The organism is Falsiruegeria litorea R37, from assembly GCF_900172225.1.
Taxonomy (GTDB): domain Bacteria; phylum Pseudomonadota; class Alphaproteobacteria; order Rhodobacterales; family Rhodobacteraceae; genus Falsiruegeria; species Falsiruegeria litorea.
This window is the reverse complement of the sequence record NZ_FWFO01000001.1, coordinates 1,944,066-1,960,010: the sequence shown is the minus strand read 5'-3', so window position 1 is coordinate 1,960,010 and position 15,945 is coordinate 1,944,066. Positions and strand designations below refer to the sequence as shown.

The window sequence follows — 15,945 nt, the reverse complement described above, 5'->3', positions numbered from 1 at the left end:
TTATCCTCGAACAGAAGTTGCAACTGGGTAAGCGCTCAGGAAGCGGGCGCGCAGGATCAGCGCCCAAAGGATCACGGCCAGCAGCTGGTGCGCAATCGCAATGTGCCACGGCGCGGCGTAAACAACAGTGGTGATGCCCAGAACCACCTGCAGAGACAACGCCGCAAAGACCGCGTTAAAGGCAAAGCGTGTCTGGGGATGCGCGCTTTGACGACCGCGCAACCAGACGACGACGCCAAAAGCAAAGAGCAGGTAGCCCGCGCATCGATGGATGAACTGCACCAGGCCGGGGCTTTCGAACAGGTTGCGCCACCATGGGTCCAGTACCGACATGTCCGGCGGCAACAGCTGCCCGCCGATCAGCGGCCAATCGGTATACGACCGGCCTGCGTCGATGCCTGCAACAAAGGCCCCGATGATGATCTGCAAAAAGGCAAAATGCATCAACCCGGTGGACAGCGAGAACAGCTTGGCTTCTTTCGCACGTCGCGCCTGCATCAGGTCACGCTCGTCCCGGCCAAGCATATAGGCATACCAGGCGATGAAGCCCAGGATCACAAAGGCAAGCCCCAAGTGCGTTGCCAACCGATAGCTCGCGACCGAGGTCATGCCCTCGCCCTGCGTCACACCGGACGCCACCATCCACCAGCCGATCGCACCCTGCGCGCCGCCTAGTGCCCCCAGCAGGAACAGACGACCGGTCCACCCGGTGGGGATTTTGCGGGCCGCCATGAAACCAAAAAAGCCAAGTGCCCAAACGACACCGATCAGACGTCCCAGTTGGCGATGGCCCCATTCCCACCAGTAGATCTCTTTGAAATCAGCCAGATCCATCCACTGGTTTTGAATGCGCCACTGATCGATCTGCTTGTATTTGTCGAACTCGGACTGCCACTCGGCCTCCGACATCGGCGGAAGTGCCCCGGTTACAGGCCTCCATTCAGTGATCGACAGCCCGCTGTCGGTCAGCCGTGTCAGCCCGCCCACGACGATCATCGCCACAACCAAACCAAAGAGCACCATCAGCCACGCCCGGATCGCCTTGCGCGCGCCGCCGCGTCCCCGGTCGATCATACCGGGCTGCACCGCCTGCTCGTCACGGGCCTCGTCCGAGACCTCTTCAAAGATATTGCGCTTCTGGCTCATCGCTACCTCGGGTGTTGTCTTGTGGGGCAAGCTATGTCGCGTGCCCGGTGGCGTCCAGCTTTAGCCGCGTTCTTTCCAGCGCACCATTTGCCGCATGATCCCATGCAGCATCTGCACGTCTGCACGGGTCAGACGCATGCGGCTCCACAGATTGCGCAGGTTCAGCTTCATGTTGTCGGCCTTGGCGGGTGGATAAAAGAACCCGGCCTCGTCCAGCCGTTCCTCGTAATGATCGACCAGTTTCTCGATCTCGACCCCGGTGGCCCAATCGCCCTTGTTGCCCGGCACCTCGGACACATGGGTTACATCGCCTGCCTGCCGCATCCATTCATAAGCCGTCAGCAACACGCATTGGCCGAGGTTGAGAGAGGCATATTCCGGGTTCACCGGGACCGAGATGATGGCGTTGGCCTTGGCGATGTCGTCATTTTCCAGACCCGCGCGTTCCGGCCCAAAAAGCACAGCGACCTGCTCGCCCGCCGCAACCATTTCAGCGGCCATTTTCATGGCCCGTTCAGGGCTGTAAACCGGTTTGGTCAGGTCACGCGGCCGCGCGGTGGTGGCAAAAACAAACGTCCGGTCCGACAAGGCACCCGCCAGATCGTCATAGATCTGCGCCTCGTCCAGCAGCCGCCCCGCCCCGCTGGACATTGCGACCGCCTTGGGGTTGGGCCAGCCATCACGCGGGCCAACGATGCGCATCCGGTCCAGGCCAAAGTTCCACATCGCCCGCGCCGCGGCGCCGATGTTTTCCCCCATCTGGGGCCGAACCAGCACGAATGAGGGCTGCGCGGTCTCGCTTGGCATTGTCTCACCTTTCGAAAAATCCAGCCTGCTCTACTGCTGCTGGACCGGCAGGGCAAGAGAAGGCGCTGTTTTCGCGCCGGAATGCGGGCAATAAAGTTTCCTTCCCCGGCACAATCCGCTAAACCGCGCCAAACACGGATAAGGACCCACGCCCATGGACACGCCCGAGCTGCCGCAGATCTATCTTTCCACGCCGCCCAGCCTGGATCTTGATGTCTACCCCGACACGCTCGCCCGTGTTCTGGATGGGGCCGAGATTGCCTGCCTGCGCCTGTCACTGTCCAGCACGGATGAAGATCATGTGGCACGCGCAGCAGATGCGGTGCGCGAAGTGGCCCATGCCCGCGACATCGCCATTGTCATCTCGGATCACGTGTTGATGGCGCAACGGCTTGGCCTGGATGGGGTTCACCTGACCGACGCGGCCAAATCAGTCCGCGCCGCGCGCAAGGAGTTGGGCGCAGACGCTATTGTCGGCAGTTTCTGCGGCACCTCGCGCCATGATGGTTTGATCGCGGGCGAAGCCGGTGTGGACTACGTCAGCTTCGGTCCTGTGGGGAGCTCTGCCTTGGGGGACGGGACGACAGCCGAAACCGAGCTGTTTCAATGGTGGTCCGACGTGGTCGAGGTACCGATCGTGGCCGAAGGCGGGTTGACGCCCGAGTTGGTCCACTCTCTGACGCCCTGCACAGATTTCTTTGGCATCGGGGATGAGATCTGGAGCACCGAAGACCCTCTCGCGGCTCTGAAAACCCTCATCGCGGCGATGGGTTAAACCACCCGTTCCACGAACCAATATGCCCCGATCAAGGCAATGACGATCGAGGCCGGGATCGCGATCCGGCCCCGGTACCAATATTTGTTGCGAAACCACAGCCCCAGGGTCAGGAACGCGGCGGCAATAACCGCCAACTGCCCCAGCTCAACACCAACGTTGAACCCCAAAAGCGCGGCAAAGAACTGATCCTGCGGAAGGCCGAATTCTCCCAACACGCTGGCAAAACCCAGCCCGTGCAACAGACCAAAGCCAAAGACCACAAAGGGCCGCCAGGGGTTCAGCGCGCGGGTAAAGACGTTCTCGACCGCGACAAAAACGATGGACAGCGCGATCAGCGGCTCGACAATGGCCGGACTGATGGAGATCACATCCAGCGTCCCAAGCGCCAGCGTGACGGTATGGGCCAGCGTAAAGGCCGTGACCTGCCACAAGAGCGGTCGCAGGCGCGCGCTGAGGAAAAAGAGCCCCAGCACAAACAGAATGTGATCGGTGCCGCGCGGCAGAATGTGGTCAAAGCCAACCGGGACATAGGCTGCAAAGGCTTCCCAGGCACTGCGCGACGCACCACCGTCCAAGGCAATCGGCGGGCTGGTTTCGCCCCCTTGCAGATAACCGGTATATGGCTGTTCAACCCCCTGCTGGCGCAGCACCAAAGCCCCTGCCCCATCCGGCCACGTCAGGGTCACGGCCCGCGCGCCTATGGGCAAGTCGCCAACCAGCAAAAGCTCGGACGCGCGTGGCAACTCGGGGTTGCCAACCACGGGAATACTGATCCCTTCATAGTTCCAGGCAATCGGCTTAGCAGCCTCTGCCCAGATTGTGGCGACCCAGACAGGCGCAAACTCACGCACCAGACGCTCAAGCGTCACTGAATCCATCCTGCGCAGTTCATCGTAACGATCCGAAAGGTCAGAGGCATCGGTGTCCGCCATCCCGTCCAGGTCGATCCCGGCCACAAAGGCCTCGATGTTCAAACGCAGTTCCAGCCGCAACTGGCCGTCCTGAACGCTTAGATCGCCAATGGTTGGCGTCACCTCATGTGCGGCGGCACCCGTGACCAGCAACCACAGGGTTGACACAGCAGCCCAGAACCGCAGCTTGTGGATCAGCCCAACACAGGTTTTTTGCATGTTGCCCCGTCTGCTCTTGATCATTGCCCTTTGCCTGCCCCTGCCAAGGCTGGCCCTTGGGCACGAGTTTTGGATCGAACCAGAAAAATATCAAGTTGAAACCGGCGCGCCTTTGATGGCCAATCTTGTGATCGGTCAAAGGTTTGAAGGCAGCCCGCAGATGTTCTTTGACACCCGCATCGCCCGGTTCGAGCTGCATCAGGGCGGTCAGGTTGCGCCTTATGCGGGTCGGATGGGGGACATTCCAGCGCTTGAAACGGTGATCAAAGATCCCGGGCTTTTGGTCATCGTGCATCAAACACAGCCCTCGACACTCAAATATCACGAATGGTCCAAGTTCCAGGCCTTCGTTGACGAAAAGGGGTTTGGGGACGTCCTGTCGCGTCATCTTGAACGCGGCCTGCCCAGGGATGGCTTCTATGAAAGCTACACGCGACATGCCAAGGCGCTGATCGCGGTGGGGTCGGGTTCCGGCACAGACCACGTGACCGGGATGGAGGTCGAGTTCATTGCGGGCGTAAACCCATATGTGGACGACCTGTCGCAAGGGCTTCCAGTGCAACTTCTTTATCAGGGTCAACCGCTGGCAGAGACGCAGATCACCATTATCGAACGCGCTCCGACCGGGGACGTCCACGTGAAAACCCTGCAATCAGATGACAGGGGGCAGGCCCTGATCCGCACCCGTCCGGGCCATACTTATCTGCTGGATGCCGTGGTGCTGCGTCCTGCCCCCAAAAACAGCGAAGCGGTCTGGGATACCCTTTGGGCGGCGCTCACTTTCTTTGTGCCGGAACGCTGACGGCGTACTCTTGCGCTGCCTTGCCTGCTGCGGCATGTACAGCAAATGACAGAGCGTAAAGACATCCTGTGTATCGGGTCCGTCCTGTGGGACATCATCGGACGATCCGCCAGCCACATGCGCCAGGGCTCGGACGTGCCGGGCCGCATCACCCGCCTGCCCGGCGGCGTGGCCATGAACATTGCCATGACGCTGGCACGTTTTGGGATGGCGCCCACGCTGCTGACTGCCATCGGACGCGATGCCGAAGGCGACGAATTGGTGCGCGCCTGCCAGCGGATGGGCATGCGCACCGATTTGATCTATCGCTCCGAAGATCTGCCGACCGACCGCTACATGGCCGTCGAGGGCGCCAACGGCCTGATTGCCGCCATCGCAGATGCCCATTCGCTTGAGGCCGCAGGCGCCAAGATCCTCGGTCCACTCGAAGATGGTGCGCTCGGCAGTCGGGACACACCATTCGATGGGCTTGTCGCCTTGGACGGCAACTTGACCGTTTCCTTGCTCGAAAAGATCGCGCGCAGCCCCGCCTTTGCTGCCGCCGATCTACGTGTGGCCCCGGCCTCGCCCGGCAAGGCCGAGCGGTTGCTGCCCTTTGTGAACTCGGCTCGCGCCACGCTCTATGTGAACCTCGAAGAGGCCGGACTGCTCTGTCAGACGCAATTCGATACCTCTGCTGACGCCGCACGCGGGTTGCTAAAACGCGGTGCTTTGCGCGTTCTTGTCACCGATGGCGGCAACGCCGCGACCGAGGCGGACGAAAACGACCTTATCAGCCAGACCCCGCCCGAAGTGCTGGTCACCCGCGTGACCGGCGCCGGCGACACCTTCATGGCCGCCCATATCGCGGCCGAGGCCAGCGGCGCATCCCGTGCCGACGCCCTTGCCCGCGCGCTCCAGGCCGCGGCCACTTACGTTTCAGGAGACACCCCACTGTGATCGACCTTGTTCTGTCATCCGAAGTCCGCGCCGCCAAAGACGCGGGCCGCGCCATCGTGGCGCTGGAAAGCACCATCATCACCCATGGCATGCCCTACCCCCAAAACGTCGAAGTTGCGGCACAGGTTGAGCAGGACATCCGTGACGCGGGCGCCACTCCGGCCACGATTGCCGTGATCGACGGCAAACTGCACGTCGGGCTGGAAGCAGATCAGCTGCAAACGCTGGGTCAGGCCAAGGGCGTCGCCAAGCTGTCGCGCGCCGACATGGCCGCCTGCATCGCCACAGGCGGCACCGGGGCCACCACCGTGGCCGCCACAATGATCGCGGCGCAATTTGCCGGGGTCGAGGTCTTTGCCACCGGCGGCATCGGTGGCGTTCACAAAGGGGCCGAGAGCACATTCGACATCTCGGCCGACCTGCACGAATTGGCCCAGACCCGCGTGACCGTAGTGGCCGCTGGCGCCAAGGCCATTCTGGACGTGCCCAAAACGCTCGAAGTTCTGGAAACACTGGGCGTGCCGGTCATCGCCTATGGTCAGGATGCTTTTCCGGCCTTCTGGTCTGCGCAATCGCCGCTGCCTGCCCCCCTGCGCATGGATGACGCGATCCAGATCGCTCAGGCCCACGCCACCCGCAACGCGCTTGGCCTGCCCGGCGGTCAACTTGTGGCCAACCCGATCCCCGCGGATGACCAGATCCCGGCCGAAGAATTGACCCCGATCATTGAAGCCGCCCAAGCGGACGCCGACACCCATGGCATCACTGGCAAAGGTGTGACCCCGTATCTGCTGCAACGCATCTTTGAATTGACCGAGGGCCGCTCGCTGACCGCCAACATCGCGCTGGTGCGCAACAATGCCCGTTTAGCAGCCCAAATCGCACAGGAATTGATCAAGATTTAGAAGTGATTTCAACAATGGCCCGTCGCCCCATTGTCGGCGGGTCAAATCGTGCATAGGTTCAGCGGCGGAACGGACGGAAGACTCAATGAACACGCCATTTGACGAGGAACCTCATCGCCGCCCTGGCCTGTTTGCCAGCCTGCGTGCCTCATTCCTGACCGGCATCGTCGTGATCGCCCCGGTCGGGCTGACGCTGTGGCTGATCTGGACGGTCGTCGGCTGGTTCGACAGCTTCGTGTTGCCGCTGGTGCCACATCAGTTCCAGCCCGAGGAATACATCGGCATCAACCTGCGCGGTGTTGGCGTCATCTTTTTCCTAATCTTCACGGTCATCGTGGGCTGGATCGCCAAGGGGATCTTAGGCCGTTCGCTGATTCATTTCGGCGAAGGTCTGGTGGATCGGATGCCGGTCGTGCGGTCAATCTATTCCGGCATCAAGCAGATCTCGGAAACGGTCTTTGCCCAGACCGAGCGCAGCTTTGAAAAAGCCTGCCTGATCCAATACCCGCGTCGCGGGATCTGGGCCATCGGCTTTGTTTCAACCGATGCCAGAGGTGAAGTCGCAGATCGCGCCGAAACCGGCGGCAATCTGGTCAGTGTTTTTGTCCCTACCACGCCCAACCCGACATCGGGTTTTCTGCTCTTCTTCCCCGAGGAAGACATCATCTATCTGGACATGAGCATCGAAGATGCCGCCAAACTGGTGATTTCGGCAGGCTTGGTTTACCCCAACGACAAAGACCCAACTTTGCCGCCCGCCGAAGACTGAGCTAGCCGAACATTTCTGACAGATCAACGGAGCTGCGTTCGCCCAGGTCCGCTTTGTGGGCCGACAGGAACCCATCAGCCGCCGCGCGCCCCGCCTGTTTGAGCTTGTTCAGGACCATTGGCGTCGGCACCATCTTGGTCGCCACCGACAGTTCGGTCATCAGTTCGTCGTCAGCAATCATATGCACCAGGACCCGGCTCATCGTGCCCTTTTGCAACGTACCATCCTCCAGCAGCCGCTGGACAAAGTTGATCGCGCGCAACTCGCGCAGCAATGATGAATTAAAGCTGATCTCGTTCACCCGGTTGTGGATCTGCTGCGGCGTTACCGGCAGTTCGTCCCGTTCCAGCGGATTGATGTTCACCACCACCACGTCATCGGGCAGCCCGGTGTTGAACAGCGGAAACAGAGCCGGGTTGCCGGTATAGCCACCATCCCAATAGGCTTCACGCCGCCCGGTTTCGGGATCGTCGATCTCGACCGCCTTGAACAGGGTTGGCAGACAGGCCGAGGCCAGGATCGCATCGCTGCTGATCTCGGCCCCCTTGAAGATGCGGATCTTGCCGGTTCGCACCCGTGTGGCACAGATGAACAGCTCTGGCCCCTGGTCCACGCAGATGTTGTCGAAATCAAAGGCATCGACCACGGATTTCAACGGGTTCACATAGAACGGCCCATAGGCATAGGGCGACACCATGCGCGACAGTGTGTCCGCCATGGAAAACGGCAGCGAATACTCCAAGGCCTGCGCCATCTGCGCCGGTTCGAACCCGCGCATCCAATTGGCCATTCGCATGTCACCCACTGCGCCCATCTTGCCCCAGAGCCAGTTCAACGTCTCGCGCGCGCCATCGCGCCCGCCCCTGACCATGCCCGATTTGAACGCCGCCCCGTTGAGCGCGCCCGCCGATGTGCCGGTGATTGCCGCCACCTCAACATCCTGCTCATCCAGCAGCCGGTCCAGCACGCCCCAGGTAAAAGCCCCATGCGCGCCGCCGCCCTGAAGGGCAAGATTGATCCGTTTCACGGCCATGTTTTTCCTCTTGCTTCAAATATCCCGGGGGGGTCGCGCAGCGACGGGGGCAGAGCCCCCATCCCCGTGTCACATCAAAGCGCGGTCCAGCCACCATCGACCGAAATCGTGGTCCCCGTGATCTGCTTCGCCGCATCCGAACACAGAAAGGCAACGGTGCCGCCCAATTGCTCAACAGTGGCAAACTCGCGCGAGGGTTGACGCTCGAGCATGACCTTCTTGATCACCTCTTCGCGGCCCATGTTGTATTTCTCCATCGTGTCGGGGATCTGCGCCTCGACCAGCGGGGTCAGCACATAGCCGGGACAAATGGCATTACAGGTGATCGGCTCTTCAGCGGTTTCCAACGCCACGGTCTTGGTCATCCCCACCACGCCGTGTTTCGCGGCTACATAGGCCGCCTTGAACGGAGAAGCGGTCAGGCCATGAGCCGAGGCGATGTTAACCACCCGGCCCCAGCCCGCTTTGCGCATCATCGGCAGCGCTGCGGCAGTTGTGTGAAAGGCCGAGTTCATGTTGATCGCGATGATCGCGTCCCATTTATCGACCGGAAATTCGTCAATCGGCGCCACATGCTGAATGCCAGCGTTGTTCACCAGCACGTCGCAGACACCCGCCTGTTCGATCAGCGCGCGGCACTCGTCACCCTTGGACATGTCCGCCTTGATGTACCGCGCCTCGACACCGGTCTCCTTGGCGATCTCGGCCGCCAGCGCGTGATCCTCGTCTCGATCGGTGAAAGAGTTCAGCACTACGTTTGCGCCCGACCGCGCGATCTCCCATGCCACGCCCAGGCCGATGCCCGAGTTCGATCCGGTGATGATGGCGGTTTTCCCTTTGAGAGACATGGCGGTATTCCCCTGCTGATCAAATGTCGCGCGCACCCTGCCATGCTGCAGGTGCAAAGAAAACGGGGAAAAACCGACAGGCAAAACACCGCCGCTTCTTGCGCCGTTCGGGATCAGCCTTTGACACTGGTGGTGAAACCAAAAAAAACGCCCGCACGAAGCGGGCGTTAAGTTATTGAGGCAGGTTTCATACAGGCAAGAAACCTATCGAGCAGTGCAACCTTTATACGCAATTCCACCCCAACGTCCAAGCTAAAAGTTTGAAAAGACGCGAAACCCCAGATAGGTTAAACGTTAATAAAATAAGGCCTGAGCAGGATTGTTGCCAAAGTGCGTCCAGTTTTTTTCCAATACTTCCGCCCCATGCTGGCGGGAATCGCAACCGTTTTTGCCGCTGAAATGGCGTCCGCAGAATCGGCCCATGGCATAGCTATGTATGGAGAGCCCGCTCTCCCACCGGATTTTGTGTCTCTCCCTTACGTGAACCCCGACGCGCCCAAAGGCGGCCGGGTGGTGTTCGGCAACACCGGCGGCTTCGACAGCCTGAACCCGTTCATTCAGAAAGGCACCGTGCCCTGGCAGATGCGGTTCTGGGGCTACGAAGGGCTGATGGGTCGATCACAGGACGAACCTTTCTCATTGTACGGGCTTCTGGCCGAATCGATTGAGACCGCGCCGGACAGGTCCTGGGTCGAATTCACCCTGCGCGCCAATGCCCGATTCTCGGACGGAAGCCCGGTCACGGTCGAGGATGTGATCTGGTCGTATGAGACCTTGGGCACCCAAGGGCACCTGCGCTATCGCGGGCTGTGGGGCAAGATTGCGAGCATCGAACAGACCGGACCGCGCTCTGTTCGTCTCACGTTTTCGGACCCGGATCGCGAGCTGGCGCTGGTTGCGGGCCTGCGCCCAATCCTGAAAAAGGCACAGTGGGAGGGCAAGAGCTTTGCCGACGGCAAATTGCAGGACATCCCCATTGGCACCGGCGCTTATGTGGTCGATGACTATGAGGCCGGGCGCTATGTGAGTTTCAAGCGCAACCCCGACTATTGGGCCAAGGACCTGCCGCTGCGTCGTGGCACCCGCAACCTGGATGAGATGCGGATCGACTTTTACGGCGATCAGGCGGTGTTGTTCGAGGCCTTCACCGCTGGTGAGCTGAGCGCCGTCCGCGAATTCAACGCCGAAAGCTGGGCCATCAAGTACAACTTCCCCGCCGCCCAACGGGGTGACATGGTCAAGACCGAGATCCCGCATGAAAAACCGTCGGGCATGACCGGGTTCGTGATGAACACACGCCGTCCCCTGTTTCAGGACTGGCGCGTGCGCGAGGCAATGATGCTGGCGTTCAATTTCGAGTTCATCAACGACACGATGACCGGCGGCGCACAGCCACGCATCACATCTTATTTCTCGGGGTCCGATCTGGCGATGCTGCCGGGCGCAGCCGAAGGCCGTGTTCTGGAGCTGCTGACCCCCTTTGCCGACACCCTGCCTGCAGGCACGATCGAAGGCTACACCCTGCCCCAAAGCGACGGCAGCAGCCGCAACCGCAAGAACCTGCGCAAAGCGATCAAGCTGCTGGCCGAGGCAGGATGGACAGTGCAAGACGGCGTACTGCGCAATGCCAACGGCGCGCCGTTCGAGTTCACCATGCTCATGCGTCAGGGCGACAGTGGCAACCTGACCGTGACCGAGATCTACAGCCAGGCGCTTGCCCGTCTGGGCATCAAGGTGACCGAGGCCAAAGTCGACAACGCCCAATACACAGGTCGACTGGCCGAGCTGGATTTCGACATGACGCCGTTCCGCCGCGCGCTGTCGCTGTCTCCGGGCAATGAACAGCGGCTCTATTGGGGCAGTGCCGTTACCGACACGCCGGGCACCCGCAACCTGATGGGGATCGATGACCCCGCAGTCGATGCGATGATCGACGCCATGCTCAACTCGCAGACGCGCGAGGACTTTGTCGCCGCCACCCGCGCTTTGGACCGGGTGCTGACCGCAGGCCGCTATGTCATCCCGATCTGGAGCTTTGATGTGGGCCGCATCGCGCACATCAAAGAGCTCAAATATCCCGACACAGTCCCGATCTACGGCGACGGCCCCAGCTACATGCCCGAGGTCTGGTGGTTTCAGGATTGACCTGATCTTTCTATTTCCATATTTCATGAAATATGGAAATAGAGATTCACGACAAACTATCTGCCCTGGCGCACCCCAACCGGCTTGAGGTGTTCCGCCTGCTCATGCGGCGGTACCCTGATGCGGTGCCTGCCGGGCAGATCGCGCAAGCGTTGGATCTCAAACCCAATACGGCGTCGGTCTATCTGTCGGCGCTGAAAAAAGCGGGGCTGATCGAACAGGCCCGCACCGGCACGTCGTTGCAGTACACCACCAACCTGGGCGAAGTTCGGGGGCTGTTTGACGGCCTGCTTGGCGGCTGCTGTCAAAGCCGCCCCGATCTTTGCGTTCCGACCACGCTCCCGGAGACACCGATCATGACGGACCCTAAACGCCAGTTGAATGCCCTTTTTATCTGCACCGGAAACTCTGCCCGCTCGCTGATGGCGGAATCGATCCTGCGCACCGAAGGGCTGGACCGGTTCAACGCCTATTCTGCCGGCACCATGCCCTCGGGTCAGCCGCATCCCAAGGTGATCGAGCTCTTGGATTCAAAAGGTCACGACATTGGCCAGCTGCGATCCAAATCGGTGGACGAGTTCAATGGTGATGACGCCCCAAAGATGGATTTTGTCTTTACCGTTTGTGACCACGCCGCAAACGAAGAATGCCCCGCCTGGCCGGGTCAGCCAATGAGCGCCCACTGGGGCCTGCCCGATCCGGTCAAGGCCGAGGGGTCCGATGCGCAAAGAAATCTGGCTTTCCAACAGGCTTATGGGCTTTTGCGCAACCGCATCACCGCTTTTGTCAGCCTGCCGTTCGAAACCCTCGACCGGATCAGCCTGCAACACAAAATTGACGACATCGGGCGCCAGATCGATGCGTCCGAACCTGCATAACAAACCTATGGGACGTGTGACATGAACATCCTGGTACTCTGCACGGGCAATTCCGCGCGTTCGATTCTGCTGGAATCAATTTTCAACACCGAAGGGGCCGGTCGCGTCCGCGCCTTTTCCGCCGGCTCTCAGCCATCCGGCAAGGTGCACCCTCAGTCGCTCGTGCTGTTGGGCGAAGAAGGTCACGATACTTCTAACGCCCGCTCCAAAAGCTGGGACGAATTCGGCACCGAAGAAGCGCCAGAAATGGACATGGTGATCACCGTCTGCGGGTCCGCCGCCAACGAGACCTGCCCCATGTGGCCCGGCGCGCCGGTGCGGGCCCATTGGGGTGTCGAAGACCCCGCAGCCGCCGCCGAACCCGAATGGGACACGGCATTCCGCACCGCCTATGACATCCTGGGCAAGCGCGCCGCCGCCTTGCTGGAACTGCCCATCGAAACCATGAACCAGACCGAGCTGTCGACGCAGCTCAAGCGCATTGGAACCCTGACATGAACCCCCGCAAGCTGTTTGCCGAATTCCTGGGCACCGCATTTCTCCTGATCGGCGTTGTCGGCTCGGGCATCATGGCGCAGACGCTGTCGGACGGGAACATCGCCCTGGCGCTGCTGGCCAATGCGATCGCCACGGGCTGCATGCTCTATGCCATCATCACCACGCTTGGCCCGGTGTCAGGCGCGCATTTCAACCCCGCTGTCACACTCGCCTTTGCCCTGCGCGGCGAACATCCCTGGAGCGCGGTTGCCCCCTACGTGATCGTGCAAATCGCGGGCGGCATCATCGGGGTCTGGGCCACGCACATCATGTTCGACCAGAGCATCCTGCAGAGCTCGACCACCATGCACCGCACCGGGGGCGCGCAATGGTTTTCGGAAATCATCGCCATGCTTGGCCTGCTGTTCGTGATCTTTGGCGGCATCCGCCACAAGCCTGACGCGGTACCGCCGCTGGTCGGACTCTATATCACGGGCGCCTATTGGTACACGTCATCGACCAGCTTTGCGAACCCCGCCGTGACCATCGCGCGTGGCTTTTCGGACACCTTCGCGGGCATCTATCCCGGCCACATCGCGATGTTCATCGTGATGCAGATCATCGCGGTCTTCATTGGCCATGTGGTGCTGAACTGGCTGTTTGCCGAAACGAACGATTGACCCAACAGTCAATCGCAAAACCGACAATCGCCCCCTGCACACGCATGGGGCGATTATTTTTTAGTCAACTAGCTTAATTTCCGTGCGACATTTTGCCCAGTCATCATACAGCTGTTACATTTCTAGGCTGACCAACGGGAGGAGCGTTTCTGTCACTCATTCAAGGAATGCTCAATGATGATGAATTGGTCCGAGCTAACCCAGAACTGGGCGCAAGCGTTTCCGCGCGTCAAATCGCGGTTTCCGCAGCTCGACGAGGCCGACGCGCCGTTTTTGAAACTCGACCGGTCCCGGTTCGAGGCTTATCTGGCTGAAAAACACCAACTGACCCTGACCGAAGCCCGCGAGGAGTTCGAGGACTTCTTGTTTGTGGAGAGCCTAGGCCGCGAAATCGCAGATTAACCGGTTACGCCAGCGACGTGACCCATAGGATCATCGCATCCTCGTCACTGACCGAGATCACGTTATGCCCCATGGCGGCGTCGTAATAGGCGCTGTCGCCACGGCGCATTTCGACCGGCTCGTAGAACTCGGTGTACAGGCGAATGACACCTGTCAGCACATACAGAAACTCTTCGCCATCGTGGCGCACCCAGCCGTCGAACTCTTCCATCTTGCGCGCGCGGACGCGGGCACGATAGGGCAGCATATTCTTTTTCGTCAGCGTGTCGGCCAGCAACTCATGTTCGTAGGTCGCCGTTGCATGAGCAGCGCCATCGCCGAACTTGGTCACCGCCATGCGCCCGTTGATCTGATCCCGCTCGGGCGGTGTAAACAGCTGCGGCACCGAGATCTGCAAACCGACGGCCAGCTTTTTCAGCGCATCATAGGTGGGCGACATCTGTCCGTTTTCGATCTTTGACAGCGTCGAGCGTGCAAGCCCCGCCTGTGTTGCCGCCTGTTCCAGCGTCCAGTCGCGGGCCTTGCGCAATTCGCGCACGCGCGCGCCCAAGTCCAAGGGCTCAGCGGTGTCCTCGACGCCTGAATCTCGGGCGATGCGGATGATGGATTTTGGATCTCGGCCAGTCATGCGTGCTCTATACGGTGCCAAGCCTCTGCTTGCAACGCGCGGCCCGTCGGGCTAGCGATTGGCCATGCTTTCGATCTTTGACCAGGGGGCGTTCACGCCCTGCCCGACCCCATTCAACCTGGCCGCTCATGTGATGCGCCATGCCGCTTCGCAACCTGACAAGGTGGCCCTGTCGGTTCTGTGCCCTGACGGCTCGGACGACTGGACTTATGGCGCATTGGATGCAGCCATTCGCGGCACGGCCAGCGGGCTGTTGCAGGCAGGGATCGCGCCGGGGCAGATCGTTCTCATGCGCCTTGGCAACACGGTCGATTTCCCGCTGGCGTATCTGGGTGCCATTGCCGCCGGGATCGTTCCGGTACCAACCTCGTCGCAGTTGACGGCCTCTGAGACGCAAAAGATGATCGACGAGCTGTCGCCCGCCGCCATCCTGCGCGATCCGGATGTAGCCTGTGCCGATCACCCGGTGCAAATCGACATCGACGCACTGGCCGCCATGCGCGATCTGCCGCCTGCCGACTACGCCAGGGGCGATCCGGATCGCATGGCCTATGTGGTCTATACCTCTGGCACATCCGGCAAACCCCGCGCCGTGGCCCATGCGCACCGGGCGATCTGGGCACGGCAGATGATGGTAGATGGCTGGTACGGGCTGACACCCGACGACCGCCTATGTCACGCGGGCGCGTTCAACTGGACCTATACCCTGGGCACCGGGCTGATGGACCCCTGGGCCATTGGTGCCACGGCCCTGATCCCGGAACCCGGGACAGATCTGGGCGATATCCCGGCGCTTTTACAAGCCCATAAGGCGACTATTTTTGCTGCAGCACCAGGCGTTTATCGCAAGTTCCTCGGATCGCCTGATCGCCTCGATCTGCCCCATCTGCGCCACGGCCTAAGTGCCGGAGAAAAGCTGCCCCGCGAACTGCACGCGCGCTGGACATCAGCCACCGGAACCGAGCTTTATGAAGCCTATGGAATGTCCGAATGCTCGACCTTCATCTCGTCCAGCCCCGCCCATCCGTCACGGGGTGAAGCGCTTGGGCAGCCCCAGCCAGGCCGCAAGATCGCGATCCTTGGCCCTGACGGCCCGGTTCCGCAGGGCGACGAGGGCACGATTGCCGTGCACAGATCAGATCCGGGCTTGATGCTCACCTACCTCAACGCCCCGGACGAAGCGGACGCCAAGATGCAGGGCGACTGGTTCCTGACTGGCGATCAAGGTGCCATGGCGGTCGACAGCCAGATCACCTATCTGGGGCGCGACGACGACATGATGAACGCCGGCGGCTATCGCGTGTCCCCGGTCGAAGTCGAGGACGCCCTGGCCAAACACCCACGGATCACGCAAGTGGGCGCTGCACAGGTCGAGGTCAAAAAGAACACATTTGTGATAGCTGCCTTCTATACCGGCCCCGAAACGCTGGACGAGGGTGAGTTGCGCGCTTATGTCGAAGCCAACCTGGCGCGGTACAAACAACCCCGTGCCTTTGTCCATCTCGAAACCCTGCCCGCAGGCGGCAACGGCAAGCTGTTGCGCCGCGCCCTGCCCGCTTATTTCAAGGCCCAGTGACC

At 61.0% G+C, this 15,945-nt stretch carries 17 protein-coding genes; 11 read left to right on the top strand and 6 right to left on the bottom strand.

Annotated elements, in window-relative coordinates; genetic code table 11:
• Both ctaA and TRL7639_RS09610 read right to left on the bottom strand, forming a co-directional pair.
• Positions 1–1,146, bottom strand: a complete 1,146-nt coding sequence (ctaA, locus tag TRL7639_RS09615) for a heme A synthase (RefSeq protein WP_085795471.1) — start codon at positions 1,144–1,146, stop codon at positions 1–3.
• A 60-nt stretch (positions 1,147–1,206) separates the two neighbouring features.
• Positions 1,207–1,953, bottom strand: a complete 747-nt coding sequence (locus tag TRL7639_RS09610; protein WP_085795470.1) for an RNA methyltransferase — start codon at positions 1,951–1,953, stop codon at positions 1,207–1,209.
• A gap of 154 nt (positions 1,954–2,107) precedes the next feature.
• On the opposite strand from TRL7639_RS09610, the gene TRL7639_RS09605 reads away from it, so the two are divergent.
• Positions 2,108–2,728 carry a thiamine phosphate synthase gene (locus tag TRL7639_RS09605; protein WP_085795469.1) on the top strand — a complete coding sequence of 207 codons (621 nt, stop codon included), beginning with the start codon at positions 2,108–2,110 and terminating at the stop codon, positions 2,726–2,728.
• Here TRL7639_RS09605 and TRL7639_RS09600 read toward each other — a convergent pair.
• A complete protein-coding gene (locus TRL7639_RS09600) occupies positions 2,725–3,861 on the bottom strand; it encodes a HupE/UreJ family protein (protein ID WP_085795468.1) in 1,137 nt (378 codons plus the stop codon). The two genes, TRL7639_RS09605 and TRL7639_RS09600, sit on opposite strands and share 4 nt — an antisense overlap.
• Between TRL7639_RS09600 and TRL7639_RS09595 the strand changes: the two genes are divergently transcribed.
• The 4 genes from TRL7639_RS09595 (at position 3,860) to TRL7639_RS09580 (ending at position 7,276) form a co-directional block, all read left to right on the top strand.
• Positions 3,860–4,663 (top strand): DUF4198 domain-containing protein, encoded by an 804-nt coding sequence (locus TRL7639_RS09595; protein ID WP_085795467.1) that lies wholly within the window; start codon positions 3,860–3,862, stop codon positions 4,661–4,663. The two genes, TRL7639_RS09600 and TRL7639_RS09595, sit on opposite strands and share 2 nt — an antisense overlap.
• A gap of 45 nt (positions 4,664–4,708) precedes the next feature.
• Positions 4,709–5,602: a PfkB family carbohydrate kinase gene (locus TRL7639_RS09590; RefSeq protein ID WP_085795466.1), complete on the top strand. Its 894-nt coding sequence runs from the start codon at positions 4,709–4,711 to the stop codon at positions 5,600–5,602.
• On the top strand, positions 5,599–6,507 hold the full coding sequence (locus TRL7639_RS09585) for a pseudouridine-5'-phosphate glycosidase (protein ID WP_085795465.1): 909 nt from the start codon (positions 5,599–5,601) through the stop codon (positions 6,505–6,507). The genes TRL7639_RS09590 and TRL7639_RS09585 overlap by 4 nt, the downstream gene beginning before the upstream one ends.
• 85 nt (positions 6,508–6,592) lie before the next feature.
• Positions 6,593–7,276, top strand: coding sequence for a DUF502 domain-containing protein (locus tag TRL7639_RS09580; protein ID WP_085795464.1), 684 nt, complete (start codon positions 6,593–6,595; stop codon positions 7,274–7,276).
• A gap of 1 nt (position 7,277) precedes the next feature.
• Here TRL7639_RS09580 and TRL7639_RS09575 read toward each other — a convergent pair whose 3' ends face one another.
• Together TRL7639_RS09575 and TRL7639_RS09570 are read right to left on the bottom strand one after the other, a co-directional pair.
• Positions 7,278–8,309: a patatin-like phospholipase family protein gene (locus TRL7639_RS09575; protein ID WP_085795463.1), complete on the bottom strand. Its 1,032-nt coding sequence runs from the start codon at positions 8,307–8,309 to the stop codon at positions 7,278–7,280.
• A 74-nt stretch (positions 8,310–8,383) separates the two neighbouring features.
• Positions 8,384–9,157 carry a 3-hydroxybutyrate dehydrogenase gene (locus TRL7639_RS09570; RefSeq protein WP_085796352.1) on the bottom strand — a complete coding sequence of 258 codons (774 nt, stop codon included), beginning with the start codon at positions 9,155–9,157 and terminating at the stop codon, positions 8,384–8,386.
• A gap of 330 nt (positions 9,158–9,487) precedes the next feature.
• On the opposite strand from TRL7639_RS09570, the gene TRL7639_RS09565 reads away from it, so the two are divergent.
• The 5 genes from TRL7639_RS09565 to TRL7639_RS09545 all read left to right on the top strand — a co-directional run bounded on the left by TRL7639_RS09565 (position 9,488) and on the right by TRL7639_RS09545 (position 13,739).
• Positions 9,488–11,302, top strand: a complete 1,815-nt coding sequence (locus tag TRL7639_RS09565) for an extracellular solute-binding protein (protein WP_085795462.1) — start codon at positions 9,488–9,490, stop codon at positions 11,300–11,302.
• A gap of 32 nt (positions 11,303–11,334) precedes the next feature.
• Entirely contained in the window at positions 11,335–12,180 is an 846-nt protein-coding gene (locus TRL7639_RS09560; protein ID WP_085795461.1) for an arsenate reductase/protein-tyrosine-phosphatase family protein, read from the top strand.
• Between the two features lie 21 nt (positions 12,181–12,201).
• A complete protein-coding gene (locus tag TRL7639_RS09555) occupies positions 12,202–12,678 on the top strand; it encodes an arsenate reductase ArsC (RefSeq protein WP_085795460.1) in 477 nt (158 codons plus the stop codon).
• Complete coding sequence (locus TRL7639_RS09550) at positions 12,675–13,337, top strand: aquaporin (protein ID WP_085795459.1); 663 nt, start codon at positions 12,675–12,677, stop codon at positions 13,335–13,337. Before TRL7639_RS09555 ends, TRL7639_RS09550 begins: the two co-directional genes overlap by 4 nt.
• A 174-nt stretch (positions 13,338–13,511) precedes the next feature.
• Complete coding sequence (locus TRL7639_RS09545) at positions 13,512–13,739, top strand: hypothetical protein (protein WP_306417730.1); 228 nt, start codon at positions 13,512–13,514, stop codon at positions 13,737–13,739.
• A 4-nt stretch (positions 13,740–13,743) separates the two neighbouring features.
• On the opposite strand, the gene TRL7639_RS09540 is transcribed toward TRL7639_RS09545, so the two are convergent.
• Entirely contained in the window at positions 13,744–14,367 is a 624-nt protein-coding gene (locus TRL7639_RS09540) for a helix-turn-helix domain-containing protein (RefSeq protein ID WP_085795458.1), read from the bottom strand.
• A gap of 64 nt (positions 14,368–14,431) precedes the next feature.
• Between TRL7639_RS09540 and TRL7639_RS09535 the strand changes: the two genes are divergently transcribed.
• Positions 14,432–15,943, top strand: coding sequence for a class I adenylate-forming enzyme family protein (locus TRL7639_RS09535; protein ID WP_085795457.1), 1,512 nt, complete (start codon positions 14,432–14,434; stop codon positions 15,941–15,943).
• Positions 15,944–15,945 lie beyond the last annotated feature (2 nt).